Source organism: Shewanella khirikhana, assembly GCF_003957745.1.
Lineage (GTDB): Bacteria > Pseudomonadota > Gammaproteobacteria > Enterobacterales > Shewanellaceae > Shewanella > Shewanella khirikhana.
The window spans coordinates 3197731-3217229 of sequence record NZ_CP020373.1 but is presented as its reverse complement, the minus strand read 5'-3'; the positions used below and the strand labels follow the sequence as shown (position 1 = coordinate 3217229).

General features: G+C 55.7%; 19 protein-coding genes and 1 riboswitch. Of the genes, 10 read left to right on the top strand and 9 right to left on the bottom strand.

Going from position 1 to position 19499, the window contains the following annotated elements; all coding sequences use genetic code 11:
* Positions 1–17: 17 nt before the first annotated feature.
* The 3 genes from STH12_RS14075 to katB all read left to right on the top strand — a co-directional run bounded on the left by STH12_RS14075 (position 18) and on the right by katB (position 2463).
* Complete coding sequence (locus STH12_RS14075; RefSeq protein ID WP_126168123.1) at positions 18–455, top strand: PaaI family thioesterase; 438 nt, start codon at positions 18–20, stop codon at positions 453–455.
* 53 nt (positions 456–508) lie between these two features.
* Positions 509–745 (top strand): YgjV family protein, encoded by a 237-nt coding sequence (locus STH12_RS14070; protein WP_126168122.1) that lies wholly within the window; start codon positions 509–511, stop codon positions 743–745.
* Positions 746–996: 251 nt separating this feature from the next.
* Positions 997–2463 carry a catalase KatB gene (gene katB, locus STH12_RS14065; protein WP_218567749.1) on the top strand — a complete coding sequence of 489 codons (1467 nt, stop codon included), beginning with the start codon at positions 997–999 and terminating at the stop codon, positions 2461–2463.
* Positions 2464–2556: 93 nt separating this feature from the next.
* Here the strand turns inward: katB and STH12_RS14060 are convergent, their stop codons facing one another.
* Positions 2557–3117 (bottom strand): TMEM165/GDT1 family protein, encoded by a 561-nt coding sequence (locus tag STH12_RS14060; RefSeq protein ID WP_126168120.1) that lies wholly within the window; start codon positions 3115–3117, stop codon positions 2557–2559.
* A gap of 90 nt (positions 3118–3207) precedes the next feature.
* Positions 3208–3315, bottom strand: a riboswitch (yybP-ykoY riboswitch).
* A gap of 337 nt (positions 3316–3652) precedes the next feature.
* Between STH12_RS14060 and STH12_RS14055 the strand changes: the two genes are divergently transcribed.
* The 4 genes from STH12_RS14055 to STH12_RS14040 all read left to right on the top strand — a co-directional run bounded on the left by STH12_RS14055 (position 3653) and on the right by STH12_RS14040 (position 10061).
* On the top strand, positions 3653–4840 hold the full coding sequence (locus STH12_RS14055; protein ID WP_126168119.1) for an aromatic amino acid transport family protein: 1188 nt from the start codon (positions 3653–3655) through the stop codon (positions 4838–4840).
* 144 nt (positions 4841–4984) lie between these two features.
* Positions 4985–7141 (top strand): S46 family peptidase, encoded by a 2157-nt coding sequence (locus STH12_RS14050; RefSeq protein ID WP_126168118.1) that lies wholly within the window; start codon positions 4985–4987, stop codon positions 7139–7141.
* A gap of 196 nt (positions 7142–7337) precedes the next feature.
* Complete coding sequence (locus tag STH12_RS14045; protein WP_126168117.1) at positions 7338–7853, top strand: hypothetical protein; 516 nt, start codon at positions 7338–7340, stop codon at positions 7851–7853.
* Between the two features lie 159 nt (positions 7854–8012).
* Positions 8013–10061, top strand: a complete 2049-nt coding sequence (locus tag STH12_RS14040; protein WP_164551215.1) for a tetratricopeptide repeat protein — start codon at positions 8013–8015, stop codon at positions 10059–10061.
* Between the two features lie 94 nt (positions 10062–10155).
* Here the strand turns inward: STH12_RS14040 and STH12_RS14035 are convergent, their stop codons facing one another.
* The 8 genes from STH12_RS14035 to nfsB form a co-directional block, all read right to left on the bottom strand.
* Positions 10156–10620 (bottom strand): hypothetical protein, encoded by a 465-nt coding sequence (locus STH12_RS14035; RefSeq protein WP_126168115.1) that lies wholly within the window; start codon positions 10618–10620, stop codon positions 10156–10158.
* A gap of 154 nt (positions 10621–10774) precedes the next feature.
* Complete coding sequence (locus STH12_RS14030) at positions 10775–11566, bottom strand: pseudouridine synthase (protein ID WP_335925340.1); 792 nt, start codon at positions 11564–11566, stop codon at positions 10775–10777.
* Positions 11567–11576: 10 nt separating this feature from the next.
* Complete coding sequence (locus tag STH12_RS14025) at positions 11577–12254, bottom strand: hypothetical protein (RefSeq protein ID WP_126168114.1); 678 nt, start codon at positions 12252–12254, stop codon at positions 11577–11579.
* 93 nt (positions 12255–12347) lie between these two features.
* The gene (locus STH12_RS14020; RefSeq protein WP_126168113.1) at positions 12348–13061 is read right to left on the bottom strand and encodes a hypothetical protein; all 714 of its coding nucleotides are present in this window, start codon (positions 13059–13061) and stop codon (positions 12348–12350) included.
* 16 nt (positions 13062–13077) lie between these two features.
* Positions 13078–14409 carry a Na+/H+ antiporter NhaC family protein gene (locus tag STH12_RS14015; RefSeq protein ID WP_126168112.1) on the bottom strand — a complete coding sequence of 444 codons (1332 nt, stop codon included), beginning with the start codon at positions 14407–14409 and terminating at the stop codon, positions 13078–13080.
* A 478-nt stretch (positions 14410–14887) separates the two neighbouring features.
* Complete coding sequence (locus tag STH12_RS14010) at positions 14888–15640, bottom strand: DsbA family protein (RefSeq protein WP_126168111.1); 753 nt, start codon at positions 15638–15640, stop codon at positions 14888–14890.
* A 184-nt stretch (positions 15641–15824) separates the two neighbouring features.
* Positions 15825–16475 carry a DNA-J related domain-containing protein gene (locus tag STH12_RS14005; protein WP_126168110.1) on the bottom strand — a complete coding sequence of 217 codons (651 nt, stop codon included), beginning with the start codon at positions 16473–16475 and terminating at the stop codon, positions 15825–15827.
* Positions 16476–16619: 144 nt separating this feature from the next.
* Positions 16620–17273 (bottom strand): oxygen-insensitive NAD(P)H nitroreductase, encoded by a 654-nt coding sequence (gene nfsB / locus STH12_RS14000; RefSeq protein ID WP_126168109.1) that lies wholly within the window; start codon positions 17271–17273, stop codon positions 16620–16622.
* Between the two features lie 269 nt (positions 17274–17542).
* On the opposite strand from nfsB, the gene STH12_RS13995 reads away from it, so the two are divergent.
* The 3 genes from STH12_RS13995 to STH12_RS13985 are packed head-to-tail and all read left to right on the top strand — an operon-like array spanning position 17543 to position 19468.
* Positions 17543–17905: an MbcA/ParS/Xre antitoxin family protein gene (locus STH12_RS13995; protein ID WP_126168108.1), complete on the top strand. Its 363-nt coding sequence runs from the start codon at positions 17543–17545 to the stop codon at positions 17903–17905.
* A complete protein-coding gene (locus STH12_RS13990; RefSeq protein ID WP_126168107.1) occupies positions 17906–18643 on the top strand; it encodes an RES family NAD+ phosphorylase in 738 nt (245 codons plus the stop codon).
* 15 nt (positions 18644–18658) lie between these two features.
* Entirely contained in the window at positions 18659–19468 is an 810-nt protein-coding gene (locus tag STH12_RS13985) for a hypothetical protein (RefSeq protein ID WP_126168106.1), read from the top strand.
* The last annotated feature ends 31 nt before the right edge of the window (positions 19469–19499 follow it).

The window sequence follows — 19499 nt, the reverse complement described above, 5'->3', positions numbered from 1 at the left end:
ATGTTGGGGAACAACGAATGAGTATTTGGTTCAGGCCCGTCACCCTGGAAGATTGCGCCAAAATGGACGAAGGCATGCATGGCCGTGGCACCCTGATGAAGACCCTTGGGATCCAAATCAGCGAAATCGGTGACGACTACATGAAGGCGACCATGCCAGCCACTCCCGCGGTGCACAATCCGCTGGGCATAGTTCATGGCGGTGCCAATGTGGTACTGGCCGAAACCGTGGCCAGTTATGCCGCCAATTTCGTGGTGGATTTTGAAAAGTTTTACTGCGTGGGGCAGGAGATTAACGCCAACCACCTGCGCGCCGCCCGTAACGGTGTGCTTACCGCCACTGCCAGGCCGGTGCATCTGGGTAAACGCAGCTCTGTGTGGGAGGTGCTGGTGCATAATGGCGCCGGTGAACTCACCTGTATTTCACGTATGACGGCGGCGGTTGTCGAGCGCTGAACTAGACTGTCAGTATCACAAATCGTCGTCACCACAGCCTTGAGGGATTAACGATGGACACAGCAACAATCTGGGAATGGGTGGGCTATCTGGCCTCTGTGGTGGTGGCCATTTCCCTGATGATGGCCAACATTAAAAAACTGCGCTGGTGGAACCTGATTGGCGCCGCGCTGTTTGTGGCCTATGGCCTCGCCATCGACGCCTTGCCTGTGGCGCTGGTGAATTTCTTTATCGTATTGATTGATGCGTATTATTTGGTGAAGCTTTATCGCGAGCCAGACAGTAACTAAGTTCGCCCCCAGCAAAAACGCGGCCCAGGCCGCGTTTTTGTTTTTCCGATTAAAGATTGTTTATTTCATCGGAATGATAGATTGTAATCATCTGATTTAATCGTTTTATCTGAGTTTTCGATTGGCGTAGTCTTTCCTCATCGACAAGGTCGCAGCACTCAGGAGGCAAGATGGCCACCCTTTATGACCTGATAGAAGCCTGGTACGCCAGACAGTCAACGAAATCAACGGATAAATAAGAGGAAATGCAGATGAGTCACTATATCACCAGCCAAAACGGCGCTCCTATCGCCGATGACCAGAACTCCCTGACTGCCGGCAGCCGCGGCCCGGTATTGCTGCAAGACTGGCAACTGATTGAAAAGCTAGCGCACTTTAACCGCGAGCGTATCCCCGAGCGGGTCGTGCACGCCAAGGGTACTGGCGCTTACGGTACCTTCACCCTGACCCGTGACTTGTCTGAGTACACCATTGCCGACCACTTTATCGGCGAAGGCAAGGTGAGCGAAACCTTCGTGCGTTTCTCCACCGTGGGCGGTGAAATGGGCTCAGCCGATGCTGAGCGCGACCCACGTGGTTTTGCAGTGCGCTTTTACACTCGGCAGGGTAACCACGATGTAGTGGGTAACAACACCCCCACTTTCTTCCTGCGTGATGGCATCAAGTTCCCGGACTTTATCCACACCCAGAAGCGTAACCCTCAGACTAACCTCAAAGATCCTCAGGCCATGTGGGACTTCTGGTCGCTGAATCCTGAGGCGCTGCATCAGGTGACTATTCTGATGTCTGACCGCGGTATTCCGGCCAACTATCGTCAGATGCACGGCTATGGCTCCCACACCTTCAGCCTGTGGAATGCCAAAGGCGAGCGTTTCTGGGTCAAGTTCCACTTCAAGTCCCAGCAGGGGGTGGTGAACCTGACCAACGAGCAGGCCGATAAGCTCAAGGGCATAGATCCTGACTCGTCCCAGCGGGATCTGATGGTGGCCATCATGGATGGCAACTTCCCGCGCTGGACCGTGAATGTGCAGATTATGCCGGAAGCCGATGCCAACACCTATCACATCGACCCGTTCGATTTGACCAAGGTATGGCCACACAAGGACTACCCCCTGATTGAAATTGGGGTACTGGAGCTTAATCGCATGCCACAGAACTACTTTGCCGAAGTAGAGCAGGCGGCGCTGGCCCCCAGCAACCTGGTGCCGGGTGTGGGCGCCTCGCCGGACAAGATGCTGCAAGCCCGTTTGTTTGCCTATGCCGACGCCCAGCGCTATCGCATCGGTGCCAACTACAACCAGCTGCCGGTGAACTGCCCACATGCCACTGTGGCCAATCATCACCAGCGTGGCGGCGCCATGGCCGGTACCCAGTGCCCTTATCACCAGAGCACAGGTCAGCAGACCCAGACAGGTGGTGATGCCAGCGCCAACTATGGCCCAAGCACGGCAACCGGTGCCCTGGCGGATGCCAGCCACTTTGTTGAGCCGCCGCTGCGTCTCGAAGGTGAAGCCGCCCGCTACAGCCGTTACGGCAAGGACGACTACACCCAGGCTGGTAACCTGTACCGCCTGTTCAGTGAAGGGGAGAAGAATCGCCTCGCCGAGACCATCGCCTCGACCCTGCGTCAGGTAACAACAGAAGTGCAGCAGCGGATGTTGGCGCACTTCGACCAGGCAGATGCCGACTACGGCCAGCGTATTCGCGCCGCGCTCTAAGCCGTGCTTTAAGCTGCTGTATCAGGCTTGAGAACAACAAAAGGGAAGCAATCGCTTCCCTTTCTTTTTATTCAGACACTTGCTTACAGTGCATCAGTGCCACAGCAGGGTGGCTACGCCCATCACGGCAAACAGCACCGCAGTGCCGCGGTGGATCCAGGTCATCGGCAGCTTGTCGGCACTGAAATGACCGGCGATCACCACAGGCACGTTGGCAAGCAGCATGCCCACAGTGGTGCCCATCACCACCATCCACAAGTCATCATAACGGGCCGAGAGTACCACTGTGGCCACCTGGGTTTTGTCACCGATTTCGGCAATAAAGAACAGTACCAGGGTCGCCAGGAAGGGGCCGAAACGGTAGAGCGCACTTTCTTCGGCTTCCACTTTATCGGGCACCAGCACCCACAGGGCGATGGCGAAGAAACTGCCCGCCACCAGATAGCGCGCCAGCTCAGGACTGATCAACCCCGATGCCCATTGGCCAAGCCAGGCGGCGGCAAAATGGTTTGCCAGGGTCGCAATGAAAATGCCGAGGATAATGGCGGTCTTGTTTTTAAAGCGGGCAGCCAGCAGCAGGGCCAGCAGTTGGGTTTTATCACCGATTTCGGCGATGGCCACGGTCAACGTGGAGGCGGTAAAGGCTTCTAACATGATGCGTTCCTGGGGTGGCAAACCAACAAGCACGACCAGCCCGCCACCCCGAAATAGTATAGTTGTGGCTCGTCGTACTCAGGTCTTGCCGGATAAATCGCTGATTTATCGTAAACACCATGGCATGAGGCCAAGTATGTTGATGTTTACTCCCAAGCCGTTAGTTGCCTGGGCTGGCTACTCCCCCGAAAGCGAGGTGGCCATTATACATTCGATGCGGCGGCTGACAAGTCGCGGCTGCTATCTGCCGCTGCGCTGTTACATTCTTTATCCCATGTGATGGCGCTGTAACGCCCTTGTAGAGCTCGCTCCCAGCCTCAGGCGCCGCGCTTGCCGTGCCTTGGCGCCTCTGTTAATGTCGGCTGCAGTCGTTTTTTATTGAGAAAGCCCGACAAAGCTGATGGGGATAGGTGTCTTCACTGCGAAGGCCTTCGGCAGTACTGAAAACAGGCTCAGACCTTAAGGAAGTTGCGGACAAGTCCTCGCGCTTCCCAATAACAACAATTGCTATTCAAGACTTGAACAGGACAGTTCCGTGAATTTGAAAATACTAGGCTCTATCGCCATTGTGGCGGGTACCGCCATTGGTGCCGGCATGTTGGCGTTGCCTCTGGCCACCGCCGCCCTCGGGGTGATCCCGGCACTTGTGCTGCTGATTGGCGTGTGGGCCATCTCCGCATACACCTCCCTGCTGATGCTCGAAATCAACCTGCGCAGTGGCGTGGGCGACAACGTACATGCCATCACAGGCAAGACCCTGGGCAAGAAGGGCCAGATTATTCAGGGCGCGTCGTTTTTGAGCCTGCTGTTTGCCCTGACCGCCGCTTACCTCACCGGCGGTTCATCATTGTTGGTGCTGCGTTTTGAAACCATGTTTGATATCGCTCTGGATAACCAGCTGGCGGTGTTGGTGTTTACCCTGGCACTGGGCAGCATTGCCGCCCTGGGTGTGGGCTGGGTAGATAAGCTCTCAAGGCTGCTGTTTACCCTGATGGTGGCACTTTTGGTGCTGGTGGTCGGGTTCCTGCTGCCGGAAGTGGACAGCGCCACCATTGCCGCCGATGCGGTGCAAAAAGCCTCGGGTAACGCCTGGATGGCGGCTATCCCAGTGGTGTTTACTTCCTTTGGTTTCCATGTGTGTATCGCAACCCTGGTGCGCTATCTTGATGGCGATGCGGTGAACCTGCGCAAGGTGCTGCTGATTGGCTCTACCATCCCGCTGGTGTGTTACATCCTGTGGCTGCTGGTGACCTTGGGCACCGTGGGCGGCGACACCATTGAAGGCTTTGGCGGCGCCCTGCCCAAGCTGATTGGCGCTTTGCAGGACATTGCAGCCCAGCCGCTGGTGGGCAAGTGTGTGTCTGTGTTTGCCGACCTTGCGCTTATTACCTCCTTCCTTGGGGTAACCATGAGCCTGTTCGACTTTTTGGCCGAACTGACCCGCGCCAAAACCGGCATGGCTGGTCGCCTGCAAACCTGGCTGATTACCTTTGTGCCGCCGGTGCTGTGTGCCCTGTATGTGCCCGAAGGCTTTGTGGCGGTTCTGGGTTTTGCCGCCATTCCGCTGGTGTTTATGATTATCTTCCTGCCGATTGCCATGGCGATGAAGCAGCGCAGTGAAGGCGCCGAAGGCTATCAGGTGCGCGGTGGCAATCTGGCGCTGGGGCTGGTGGGTGTGGCAGGACTTGCCATCATCGCCGCCCAGCTTTACGTTGCCCTGTAAACCGGAGCCGTAACAGCGGATTTGTAAACGGATTTTTCCAAGCTGTAACAGGCTTGGGCCATATGATAAAGTCGGGTCTTCGTGCCCGGCTTTTTTTATGGGCGCAGCAATGCGATCGATAACAACTCACAACGGAATAAAACAATGAAAAAATGGTTACTGACCGCTGCCATCGCGGCCGCCTTTGGCGCCCAGGCAGATGAAGGTATGTGGCAACCTCATCAGTTGCCTGCGCTGGCAAAAACGCTGAAAGCCAAGGGCCTGGAAATCAACCCCGAGTCCATCTCCAAACTGACCGAATTCCCCATGAATGCCGTGATTAGCCTGGGTGGCTGTACCGCGTCATTCGTGTCGCCAAAAGGTCTGGTAGTGACTAACCACCACTGTGCCTATGGCTCAATCCAGTACAACTCCACCGCCGAGAAAAACCTGCTGGCGGATGGCTTTTTGGCCAAGAGCTTCGATGAAGAACTGCCTGCTGCCCCCGGCTCACGTGTGTACGTGACCGAGTCAGTAACCGACGTGACCGCCGACATCAAGGCCGGCCTTGAGTCTCTCAAGGGCGATGCCTTCTACAAGGGTGTTGAAGCCAAAGAAAAGGCCATGGTGGCCGAGTGTGAAAAAGAAGACGGCTATCGCTGCAGCGTGTATAGCTTCCATGGCGGCCTCGAGTACTACCTCATCAAGCAGATGGAAATCCGCGACGTGCGTCTGGTACACAACCCAGCCGCCAGCGTGGGCAAATACGGCGGTGATATCGATAACTGGATGTGGCCACGTCACACCGGCGACTACTCTTTCTACCGCGCCTATGTGAGCAAAGACGGCAAGCCAGCCGACTTCTCCAAAGACAACGTGCCATACGAGCCAAAGAGCTTCCTGAAAGTCTCTGCCAAGGGCGTGAAGGACGGAGATTTTGTGATGGTAACCGGCTACCCTGGCCGTACCAACCGCTACCGCACCGCCTCTGAAGTCGAAAACCAGTTCACCTGGAACTACCCCGCCAGCCGCGAGCTGCGTGAGCGCATTATCGACCTCATCAAAGAAACTGCGCCGGAAGGCAGCGATGCCCGTATCAAGTACGAAAGCACGCTCGCAAGCCTGGCCAACTATGCCAAGAACTTCGCATCTATGATTGAGTTCTACGGCAAGTCCACCATGCTGGAAGACCGCAAGGCCCGTGAAGCCGAGCTGGCTGCCTGGATCAAGGCCGATGCCAAGCGTCAGGCCAAGTATGGTCAGACTCTGGCAGACCTCGAGCGTCTGGTCAGCGAAAGCAACAAGACTCAGGAACTGGATCTGATCCTGGGCTACATGGGTTACTCCACCCCAATGAGCACTGCCAAGCGCCTGTATCGTCTGGCCCATGAAAAGCAACTGCCGGACATGGAGCGTGAGCCAGGCTTCCAGGATCGCGACATGACCCGCTTCAAGGCCGGTCTTGAGCGCATCGATCGCCGCTACGACGCCGAAGTGGACAAGGCTGTTCTGTTTGAAATGCTGACCCGTTACGCCGCGCTGCCAGCCGACAAGCGCCGCGCCGACATCGATGCCTACTTTGGTATTGGCAAGAAGTTTGACGAGAAGAAGCTCAAGAAGCAGCTCGACAAGATGTACGCCAAAACCGAAATCGGTAACAAAGACGTGCGCATGGCGTGGATGGACAAGTCTGTGGCCGACTTTAAAGCCAGCAAAGACCCATTCATCCAACTGGCCGTTGCCACCTTCGACACCTCTATGGCCCGTGAAAAGGCCGACAAAGAGCTGGCCGGTGAGCTGATGAAGGTACGTCCTGCCTATATGGAAGCCATCATTGCCTACAACAACGAGCAGGGTAAGCCGGTTTATGCCGACGCCAACTCCAGCCTGCGTGTGACCTACGGTAACGTGAAGGGTTACTCTCCAAAGGATGGTCTGTACGCCGTGCCATTCACCCGCCTCGAAGGCATCACCCAGAAAGACACAGGTGTTGACCCATTCGATGCGCCCAAGGCGCAGCTGGAACTGATCAAAGCCAAGCAGTACGGTGATTTCTACGTGAAAGACATCGACTCTGTGCCTGTGAACTTCCTGTCTACCGTGGATACCACAGGTGGTAACTCTGGTTCGCCAACCCTGAACGGCCGCGCCGAACTGGTGGGTCTGCTGTTTGATGGTGTGTACGAGAGCATCATTGGCGACTGGAACTACGACGACAACATCAACCGCTCCATCCACGTCGACAGCCGCTACATGCTGTGGGTGATGAAGTACCTCGACAAAGCAGACAACCTGCTGGCCGAGATGGATATTGTTGAATAACAGTCTGCTCACTGACTGAATAAAAAACGGGGCCTATTGGCCCCGTTTTTTATTTAATGTCAGTCTGTAGTGAATAAGAATTGCCGGGTAAATTCCGGGCAATTTCCCGATTTTGCCCGTGAATTTGGTCGTATTCGTTGCTGGCGTTTCCCATAGTGGTTTGGCAATCAATCAAACTTGCTTTGGAGAAACAACAATGAAAAACGGACATATCAAGATAGGCGCGCTGCTGGTCGCAATGTCATTAAGCAGTCTGGCTCAGGCGGTACCCTGGTGTTATCGCGGCACCATAGTGCAGATAGCGGATGTCAGCTGGAGTGAATCACAAATTCTGGCCAACTACAGTGGCACAGTGCCCGCTGGGGTGGCGGATCCCGAATACTACATTGCCGCCACGGCTACCTATAACTACTCGCAAAACTTTGTCGGCGGTGGTGGTGGATTCGGCGGTTACAGTGTGCCGGGCTCCGGGCAGGTAAGGGTGACCCACTATGCGCCTTACACCTTCACCAATATGGTGGGGCCGGGTTACTACTTTACCAGTCAGGGGATCAAGTTCCGAATGGACAAGTGCTATACCATCCCGCCGATGACCGAGCATGTGGAGCTGGAAATTGCTGAGCCAGGTGGTGATGTACCGGTGGAGCCTTTGCCCGGCCTCGATGCTATATCCGAGTATTGGAACCGTAAAACTGACACTGAGCGCAAATAGCCTGACCTATCGCTGAGAGGCTGTTAATGCCATGTGATAGAGCTTATCCCGGGTGCCGGGCGATGATACAGTTAAACCTAATGTATCATTGCCTGGATGCCCTTTTTCATGTTTCGCCGACTGCTTATCTCCCTGATACTTGTATATATGGCGCCAGCGATGGCGGCAGAGCCTGTGTGTTTTACCGACCCCGCAGACGTACCCGAGCGGATCCTGGATTGTGAGGCTCTGATCGCCAAGACTCAGGGAATGGGAGTCACCGAGTTTGAAGCTGGCACCCATCTGATAGCGCTCTATATCAAACAGGGTGATTTGGACGCCGCCAGCCGCTGGGATGCCCAGTTGGCTGTATCCCTGAAGCAGCGCGAGTTCCCCCCGGAGCTGACATTCAACTATCTGCGTCGCAGTGGCATTCTCGCTTATCGTCAGGGCAAGTATCCGGCCGCTCTGGGGCAATTCACCCGTGCCTACGAGTCGGCACAAAGCCCGCAGCAGTTGTCCATATCGCTGAGCGATCTGGGGACGGCACATATGGCAATGGGCCAGTTTGCAGATGCTATCTCGGCGTTTGAGCAAAGTCTGGCGGGCAAAAAGCGCCTGCTTCTGGATGAGGCTCAAAATGAGGCTCAGAAAACGGGCCAAAATGTGAGTATTGCCGTAACGCTCAATAACCTCGGCAACGTCTACCTGAAAATGGCCGACTGGCCCCGGGCCGAAGCCTATTTTCTGCAGGCTGCTGAGCTATACCAACAGGCCGGCCAGCTTGATCGCATGGCCCATACCCAGGAGAACATTGCCAGGGTGCTGAGCCACCAAAGTAAGCATCAACAGGCCGCTGAGGTGTTGCAACGTAGCTTGAGCTACTTCGAGTCCGTAGCCGACAAAACCGCCATGCTCAGAGTGTTGTTGCTTCAGGCTGATGGGCAATTTTCTCTGGGGCAAACCCAGCTGGCGGCGCAGATCATCGAGAAGGCCAATCAAATGGAAACTGAAGTGGGCCAAACGGCCCAAAGCATACTGCTGAATCTGGCCATGGGCAGGCTGCTCAGTTTGCAGGGGCAGTTTCAGCAGTCTGACGCCATGCTCACCAGCGGGCTTAACCGGGCACTGGAGTCGGCCGATCCCCTGGTGACGTCACGCTTTTATGATGCTCTGGTAGACAATGCCGAGCGCTATCAACGCTGGCAATTGGCCAATCAGTACCTGAAAGCCAAGTTCACCTATGACGGTGAAGAGCATCAGAAGCAATATGACCAAACTCTGGCGGAGATCCGCACCAAATTCGAGTATGAACAGCAACAACAGGCGCTGGACATGCTGCAAAAGGACAACCAGATTTCGGCGTTGCAGATAAGCAGACGCAATTTCCAGCTTGGATTGTTGCTGGGTGGGCTGGTATTGCTGATGCTGGTGGCCGCAGTGGTTATCAGGCGTTTGCATCAGGCGAGGCTGGCGGAGCGTCAGGTGATGCAGACCCAGGTCGATGTTCACCGCGCTCGGGTGGCAGAGCTGGGTGTTTCGCTGGAGTCGCTGCGCGGCGCCTTCGGTAAGCTGAATCAGGCCATGCTGGTGGCCGATAATAAAGACAGGATCATATTTGCCAATCAAGCGAGCCTGAACTTGCTTGGGTATCGGGGCAGCGAAACCGACAATATGCAGCTTGATGTGCTGATCCCGAGAGGAAACGATAACTTTTGGGCGAGCCTGAGTGATGGTGCCGAGTTTGAAAATCTGCTGATCCGCGATGTGCAAGTCAACACGGCCTCGGGTCCGATACAGTGTCAATTGGAGGTTTCCAGCATCGCCAGTGGCGAGCCCATTACCGTTATCCATCTGATGCGAGCCGGTGAGCAGCCCGCTTCCCACCAAGCGGCGCTGCTCAGCGAGACGGAGTTTCATCAGCTGTTGGTGGATTTGATGATCTATTCGGTCGATGCCTGGGAGCAATCGAGCAGGCAAAGTCGAATTGAGCTCGCCGAGCAGAGCGGGATCTGGCGGGTGTCTATCGACGAAGGGAGACTTAGAACCCGCTCTTTGGATCGCTATCTGTCTATCCGTACCTTGCCCCGCAATCCCAGATGGCGGGAGGTGCTGCGAACGGGCCACTATGTGCTGGCGGAGTGTGGCCTGGGGGACGAGCGCGCAGCAGAGCTCAGCGCCAAATTGGAGAAGGTGAACCAGCACCTGTATGCCCGGGCATTGCTCTAGCCTGGCCAGGCAACCGGGGCTGGGATGAGCGTAGGCTTTTCTTCGAATCAAAATGGCTCCGACCCAATCACAGCAAGGGCGGAGCCGAGGGGAGCTATTTGGCCAGTTCCAGCTGGCGGCTGTCCACAATCTCCGGCATTTCGCACAGGCCACAGGCAAAGACGACCCCTTGCTCGAGCCGGTAGAGTTTATGGTGGTTGGGGTCCTTGTTACTGAAACTGGCAGGCTCGTAGAAAATTGGCCTTACTGTACCGTCATCGCCATTGCCGGTGCGATAAACAAACTGATGGCACAGGCTGGATGCGGAGCTGCGGGCTTTGGCGTACATGTCGTCGAACTGACCACAGCTCTTGGTGACCACATCCCCCGAACTGGGACATTCACCCGTTTCCTCAACATGGTCGGCGTAGCGACTTATCTGGTTGCCATGCAGAGTAAATTTCCCGAGTAATACCACCCGTCCCCCTTCGCACCATGTGGATTCTATTGGTTCTTCATGGGCGTAAAGGTTTGCACTAAGCGCGAGCATTGCACTGGCCACCATCCAATGTGTTTTCATGTCCTTTCTCCAGGGTAACTTGTTCCAGAGCCAAGCTATGCCACGGCAGATATTTTGTGAACATGAATTAGGGGTAAAAATGGGGAGAAATTGAGTTAAACAATAATTTTCAACAGCATGGGTTGAGGTTGAAAGTGTGGTTAACCCGTATGTTCTAAGGCTGCTTGATGGCCAAAGACTGCTTGAGCGCACTGAGTTCAGCCTCGGTCAGGGGCCGTATTTCGCCTTCGGTGAGACTGCCAAGGGTCAGGCTTTGTATCGATTCTCTGAGCAGATCCACCACCCGATAACCCCGGGCCTGCCACAGGCGGCGTATTTGCCGCTTTTTGCCCTCAGTCAGCCACATACGCAGCTGTGTATTGTCTTCGGTTTGAGTGGGTGGATGTTTAATCCGGCAGGGGCGGGTGAGGCCATCACCGTAATCGAGGCCGGCGGCAATGGCGGCGATGTCTGCTGCCAGCGGTGGTTTATCGAGGGTCACCAGATAGCCCTTTTCGTGATGATAATCCGGGTGCATCAGCTGCTGGGTCAGCTCGCCGTCGTTAGTGAGCAGTAAGAGGCCGCGGGAGTCTTTATCCAACCGGCCTGCGGGGTAGAGGTGAAGCTGTGGCGGAAATCGGCTCTGCAAATAATCCAGCAGGCTGCTGGGATCGTTTGGCAGCAACCGGCAGTCCATGCCAACGGGTTTGTTGAAAAGATAGTATTGGCGCGGCGCGCCGTGGCTAATGGGGGCTCCATCCACACACACCTGAGCGCCAGGTAACACCCTGATGGTGTGGTTTGCCGTTTCACCATCAAGGCTCACCCGGCCTGCTTCAATCAGCCGTGAGGCTGCCCGGCGGGAGCACACGCCTGCGTCTGCGAGAAACTTGCATAAACGTATGCCTTTGCCCGCGTTAGCGGTCGGGGCCTGGGCTTGGGGTGTGGATTTTGGCGTGAGAGTCATTTGAGCCTGCTCAGAATTCGGGGCGGGTACGCACCTTGCGGCGAATATTCCCCGCGAGAACCAGACACCACAGCATACCAAGCACCAGCTGCAGCCACAAAAGCACATCGAGCAGGCAAGGCTGCGCAGGTGTGGGCGGGCAGATCATCAGCGCAAATTTGGGCCAGTCCACCTGGCCTAAAATCGGTATGGCACAGCCAAGGCCCAACAGGCTCAGCAGCATCAAAAATGGGCTGGCGTAATGGATATTGCCCTTGAATCGTGCCGCCAGCACCAGCGCGTGGGTCACCGCCATGCCGAGGGTAAAACAAACCGCAAGGGCGCTGTGCAGGGCGCCATAATGCTCGGGGAAAATACCCATCAGTGAGACGGTCAGCCCAAGCCAGCCGCCGCTCAGGGGTAAATACAGGTCGGGAAATTGCGGCTTGGCAAAGCCCAGTGCCAGCATAGCCAGCATCAGCCACAGCCCGGCCCAAATCAGTGCAGCGTTATAGACCCAGGCCAGCGGCGAAATCAGGTAATTGCCAAGCTCCGAGGGGCGAAAATCCCAGCCCATGGTGCCTGATTGCAGGTGATACAGCATGCTGGCGAGAATGCCCAGCGCGCCGACAATCACGGATAAGAGGATCAACAAAAACACCAGACACGGCAGGTCGCGCTGGCCAGGAAGTGGAGACAGGGTAGGCACTTACAGGCTCCTCTGATTGAGGTTGGCGCTACTTTGCCTTATTGGAATCAGCCAGACAAGGGAGGCGTGGCAAACTTGTTACCGCCTCCACAATCACAGCGCCGGGCGGCGCTCTTCAATGGCCTGGTGGATGAGCGAGCGCGCCATCATGGCCAGCCCAATACCTGCCAGCATGGTGGCTGAGGTGTGGATCCACATGGTGAAGGCCACCGGGCAGAACTCTTCCAGCGGGCCGCAGGGCAGGTAATCCAGGGTCTCAGGATTAATCTGTGCCAGCAGACCGATACTGGAGGCCAGCCCCACAATGGCGGTTACGAACAAGGGGACGCTGCACAGTTCCTTGTTATTGCGGCGGGTGAGGAGCAAGAGCACAAACATCGCCAGGCTGGAGGTGACAAAAAATATCGCCGCCATCCGGTGCGACACAGGGTCGTTGAACGGGTAAATGCCCAGCAGCATGATCCCAAGCCCGGTGCAGCCGCCAATGATGGAGATATAGCGGCTGAAGCGGTTGTACTTCATGCTGAACAGGCCCAGCATGGCAATCACAAAGCTGGCCCCGGCAAACAACAGGCAGATGTTATACACGTAAGCCAGCGGCGAGCTTAAGTAGTCGCCGAGCTTATCGATGCGTAAGTTTATGATATCCCAGCCGAGTGTGCCGAACACCGACCAAATAGACAGCATTGCCCCGAAGGCACATATCATGACCCCACCGATGGACATGTGGAATACCAAACGGTGGGGATCGAACTGACCGAAATCGTTTTTGTCTTTATTGGCCATCTTGCTTCCGATGGAAGGCATGGCCTTCCGTTAACAATCAGTGGCGTTTCCTGAATACCACTATCAGCACTGCCACCAACGCGAGGATCATACAGTACCACGCATAGGATACTGCCTCCAAAGGGGTAATGGCAAAGGTTGCGCCAATCAAAAGTGCCTGAGCGCCGTACGGTATAAGTCCTTGAACAATACAGGAAAAGATATCCAGTACGCTGGCGCTGCGCTTGGCGCTGACGCCGTGCTTCTGTGCCAGGTCGCGGGCAATATCGCCGCTGACCACAATCGACACTGTGTTGTTGGCCACACAGGCGTTGGTCAGCGACACTATGCCAGCCATGCCAAGCTCGGCGGCGCGGCAGGACGCTTCGCCCTTGGCCTTGGAGAAGCGGGCAATCAGGCGCTCAATCAGGTTGCTGACAAAGGTCAGGCCGCCCTGTTGCTGCATCAGTGCCGCAAGGCCGCCCACCAGCATCGACAGAATAAAGATTTCCTGCATGTTGGTGAAACCGGCGTAAATGTCCTTGCTGAAGTTCACTACAGTGTAATCGGTGGTGGTAAGGCCCACACCGCCTGCCAGCAAAATACCCAGCATCAGCACCACAAACACGTTCACACCGGCCACTGCCAAAAACAGAATACACAGGTACGGCAGCACCTTAACCAGGTCCACAGACTGGGGCGCCACATTGGCCTCACCATGGCCTGCCAGTGTGAAGGCCACCAGGGTGATAAGCGATGCAGGGATGGCGAAAATCAGGTTCTCGCGGAACTTGTCTTTCATGTCGCAGCCCTGGGTACGGGTCGCGGCAATGGTGGTATCGGAAATGATAGACAGGTTATCACCAAACAGGGCGCCGGAGATGATGGCACCGGCCATCAGTGGCAGAGAAATATCGGCCTGCTCAGATACCCCAAGGGCAATGGGCGCGACCGCAGCGATAGTCCCCATGGAGGTACCCATGGCGGTGGCGATAAAGGCTGCAATTACAAAAAAGCCCGGCAGCAGCAAATCAGAGGGGATGAGCGACAGTCCCAGCGCCACAGTGGCATCCACGCCGCCGGTGGCCTTGGCAACCGAAGCGAAGGCGCCTGCCAGCAAATAAATCAAACACATGGCGATGATGTTGCTGTGGCCAATCCCACCGATAAAGGTATCTATGGCCTGATTGAGCTTCTGCTTGGACAGCAGCAGCGCCAGTACGATGGCGGGCAGAATGGCCACCACGCTGGGCAGCTGATAGAAGGCGAAGTCCACCCCTTGCTGGGTGAAGTAAACACCGGCGCCAATAAACAGGGCAAGGAACACAAACAGTGGCAGCAGTGCCACAAACGAAGCCGGACGCTGGCTGGAGGCGTTGGACTGGTTCAAGGTTTTCTCTCTTCATCGGGGGCGAAAGGGCGACATTCTTCCTGCATCATCGCGATTTCGCTGAAAATTTGTGTCGTTACGGCTTCATCTCCCGACAACTTAGGCGAAAGAATATGGGATAGCCAGCCATCTGTCAATTTAGACGTCTAGATGGTTTTACTTCCATTTCAAAATTGTAATGCCAAGGTTAACCGGGTCAGTGCACCAGGCTCGGGTTGCAGGGATGGCGAGGCGGTATTGGTTAAAGTAGCAGCGGCCGCAATGGTTTGTATAACTGCTGCCAGCACCGGCCTGATGTTGGCCCAATGCCCTGTGTGGCGAGGCAAAAACAACAAGCCCCGCAGTGCGGGGCTTGAATATGTTATCGCTGAGCTGAGCTGAGCTGAGCTGAGCCGAACTTAGCAGAGCTTCGCAGAACAGAGCTAAGACAGTTCTGCCGCGTTAGCCTGGCAGTGTCAGCCAGGCAATGCGCGGCGCATTACACCAAACGGCGACGACCCATGGCCATCAGTGCCAGCAGGCCGATGGCGGCCCAGCCCAGGCTGCCGCCCTTGTCTTCTTCAACAGCTTTGTCTTTCTCGGTCGCAAGATAGTTAATCAGCTCTGACAGTTCTTCCAGTGTGCGGATTTCCTGCAGGTTAATCTTGTACTTATCGTTGACCACAAAGCTTGGCACGCTTTGGATCATCAGCTCTTGCTGCTCCTTGCGCCACAGCTCCAGCTTGGCGTCGGTATCCTTGCTGTAGGCCAGTTTGTCGTATTCGGCTGCATCAATACCATGCTTGGCGAATACCGCTTTAATATCGGCGCTGGTTTGAATTTCGGGCTCGTGCTTGTGGCCAGGGGCGCTGTGGTCGTGATGGCCCTGACCACCATCGGCGCCCTGAATGGCGGCAAACATGGCGTGAACCAGCTCCGGCTTGTTGCCTTTTTGCTGGATAACGGCCAGCGAGCGCATCACTTCGGTGCCAATGTCGCTGTTCATAAAGTCAACGTGCTTGGTGTCGAAGCTGATGCCCTGTTTTAACCCTTGCTTGATGGCTGGCAGGTACATCACTTCCATGTTGAAGCAGTTGTGGCAGTAGAACGAGAAGAATTCGGTCAGTTTTGGGGTTTTGCTGGGGGCGTTGTCGGTGACCTGCACATAGTGCTTGCCTTCAACAAAGTCGGCGGCCAGACCGCAAAGGGGCAGGGCGGTAAGGGTGGCGGCCAGGGTAAGACGTTTCAGCATAATCACTCCGGGTTTCAGGCTTTCGGGTTTCGGCGAAATACACGCAGACACAAGACTCAGGCTGCATGTTCGATGGAAACAGTGTGAAAGGAAAGGCTTAATTATCTCTGAATCGGCGCGAAAACACCCGCCGCAGACTGTGATCCGCCCGGGAGTTTGAGGAATTTACCCAGTCTTGATGAGTTCAGTCGCTGTCGCGGCCACGGAGAGTTTGCCAGGCTTCGCACACTTCGCGAAAGCGGGCAGCGTCGCCGCCCTGGCGATCCGGGTGCCATTTCAGCGCCAACTTCCGCCACTGACGGCGAATTTCACGGTCACTGGCGCTTACATCCAGCTCCAGCACCCTCAGCGCCTGGGTGAGATGCATCACCCGGCCATTGATACCAATGTAGCTCTTATAGCTGGTCCAGAAGGATTCCAGCATGTCGCGCACCACATTGCTGCTGGTGTCGTAGTTGGCCCAGTCCAGATAGTAGCTCTTGAGACCTGCTTCCTGATGCTGAATAAGGTCGATATCGCCGGGCAGGATTCTGAGGATGCGGATATCCATGGCCTGGGTTTGCACCCATTGGCCGGGCAGCAGCATGTCCTGCAATTCAAACAGGGCATTCATCAGCAAAAAATTACGTTTGAACAGGTCTTTCTCGGGGATGGGATCCAGGTCGTGCATCAGTCCCTGGGATTGCAGTTCGGTGGCCAGGTGGTGAACCTTCCAGCCCTGAACCGATTTTTGCAGCAAACTCAGGAGGGGCCAGATGAGGGGGTTGTCGCCTTTGATGGCTGATACGTCGGTTGCTTTATTATCGAGTTGAGGAACCAGAGGTGGCAGCAGCATGGGTGCGATTCATCCTGAAATATGACTCGAACCACTATGCCACAGGGGCCGGTGATGACAAATGCGATTTAATTATGAACAGTCGTAATGCCCCGACATGACGGGAATATGCCGGGGCATTGGGGATGATGATGGTCAGACGCGTTACAGCAGGGTGAAGATTTCATCCTGGGGCAGACGTGACTTGGGCAAAGATGCATTGAAATCATCTGCCGAGCGATAGCCCAGAGCCACCACCGCAGAGGCGCACAGCCCTTGCTCACGCAGACCCAGTTCACGGTTCAGCGCTGTGGCATCAAAGCCTTCAATCGGGCAGGCATCAATTTCCAGCGCCGCGGCGCCAAGCAGCAGGGTGCCGAGTGCCAGGTACACCTGCTTTTCCATCCAATGCTGGGCATCCTTGAGTTCAAAGCGGTGCATATTCACAAAGAAAGAGCGGCCGTTATGTTGATTTTGCATGGATTGCTCATCGGCGAAGCGGCCATCGGCCTGCTCCTGCTTGAGCACCTTTTGCAGATGTTCTTCATCCATCTGCACCTTGGTGCACAGCACGACCACGTGGGAGGCGTTGAGAATTTTGGCGGTGTTGAAGCCGTATTGCTCGGTTGCCTTGGCGACGGTGGCTTTGCCTTCTTCGCTGGAAGCCAGAACAAAATGCCATGGCTGCGAGTTGGTGGATGAAGGTGAAAACTGCAGCAAAGTTTTCAGTGACTCAATATGTTCCTCGCTGATTTTACGAGTAGGATCAAACGCTTTACAGGTATGGCGCTGCTTAACCAACAGACTCAGTTCTTGCATTTTCGGCTCCGGGAAAGGGCAGTGGATGCAGGCATTCTACCGCGGCAATGGCATGAAACAACGGCTTGGCATCAACATTTGATTCAAAAATTTTTTGAAAATGCGTGTCAGTATCGACGTCGCTTTCGGGCAGACCGTTCAGGGCATTTTTGATGCATTTGCATGTCAATTACGGCTTGATTTGCAATTGCATGCTTGATTTGGCTAAAATATCGACATTGGCCGTTTAAGGCCGCAATCAGCGCCATCAGCCGTCAGGAGCCCCGTCCATGTCCGCGATAGCCAAACCCACAGCATCCACTGTGCTGTTCAAAGCCTTTATTAATGCCTGCCATGCGCTCGAGCTGAGCAATAGCGAGGCCAGCCATATTATTGGGGTGAACCCCAGCACCCTGAGCCGCAATGCCTCTCAGGGGTTTAAGCCTGAGTCCAAACAGGGCGAGCTGCAATTACAACTGGTGCGGCTTTATCGCTCGCTGTATGCCATCGCCGGTGGCCAGCAGGACTTTATGCGCCACTGGATAAACAGCCCCAACCATGCCCTGGGGGGCACGCCGCGGGAACTGGTGAAATCCGTGGTGGGCCTGGTGAGTGTGAATCAGTATCTGGATGCCATGCGTGGCAAGGTGTAAATGAAGCCGAGCATTCCTTCGTCGTGCCTCAATCGCCCCTATTCGGGCAGCTGCTATCGCTTGGTGGAGTCTCAGGAAGAGGCGGCCACCTTGAGCCTGGTGGATAATTTTGATGAGCAGATGATGCTCGAAAGCCTGCTGGATGACGCCAAGCCGCCGTACCGCGACGGCACCGAACATCTGCATTATCTGCTCAAGTCCCCGTTTCGTTATCCGCCGCTGCGTCACGGCTCCCGTTTCGGTACCCGGCTGATGCCCAGCTTCTTTTATGCCAGTGAAACCGTTGCGACCTGCCTTGCCGAGGTGGCCTATTACCGCTTTGTGTTTTTGCAGGATATGGCCGAGCCTTTTGAAGGCGTGCTGCGTTCGGAGCACATGGTGTTTCGGGTTGAGCTTGCCACTGAGCGCTGCGCCGATCTTACTCTTATCGACGACCTGGATATTCAGGCCAGCCTTACCCATCAAAGCGACTATCAATACACTCAGCAGCTTGGCGGGATGCTGGTGGATGAGCGTTGCCAGTTGATCCGCAGCTACTCGGCCAGAGACTTTGGTGGGATAAACCTTGCGGTAGTCGATCCTTTGGTATTTTGTTCTGGCCCTTTGGATCAGAGTTTGTGGATCTGTCAGCTCGAACCTGACAGACTTGCGTTTACCGAACGGGGGCGGGGACACCTGCCCCGCTATTTTGAGTTACAACAGTTTATGCAGGATGGGCGCTTGCCCCGACCTGCCTGACTGAGTGGGGGAAGGATGAAACAGTTATTGCCCGGGATCTTGGCATTAGTGGGTGTCTCTCAGGTGTCTGCCTCAGAGCTGGATTGGAAACTGGCCTTTGGGGTGCACGACTTTCAGGTTGAAAGCTCAGATACCCTTGGCGTACATGCGGCTGTGAGCCTTGACTATGTCACCGACGGCGGCATTTTGCTTCATGGCAATTTCGATACTTATCTGGACAGGGACAAAGACAAGCTGGACCCTGACCATATTCCCATCTGGTTTCAGTCATCCTACTACGCCCGTGGCAACTGGCTTAACCTGTCTGAAGGCCTGAAGCTGGACTGGCAGCTCGACCTGCGCGGCAAGCGCAATACCGTCAGCTCAGTGGAAAAGCAAATCAAGTTCTATCCGTCGCTGCTGCTCGACTACGCCCGTCCGGCCTTTGGTGCCACAGCAACCGTGGGGTTGGGTTACTACTTCCTCGAGATTGACGATGACGTGCCCAAGGAGCGCGGCTATGTGCGCGGCGAGTTTGGCAACGATGCCACCGCCTGGATGGGAGATGTGGGCGCCTACGTGATGCTGGCGCCGGGTTGGAAACTCAGTGGCGGCGTGGAGCACTGGGCCGATGGCAGCGAGACCCTCGAAACCAAATACCGCGCGGCGCTGGAAGTGAACACCCCCGGCCTTTATAAAGACTCGGTGCTGACCTTCTCGATGGAGCAGAGCCGCTATAACCTCGACCACTATGACAAGTGGCCGAAAGACCACGAAGACTACCTGCCAATTCTGCCCTGGGATACTGACACCCTCTACCGCCTGTACCTCACGGTGCCCTGGTAAGCTGCAGACATAAGTCAGCCCCTGAAGGGAA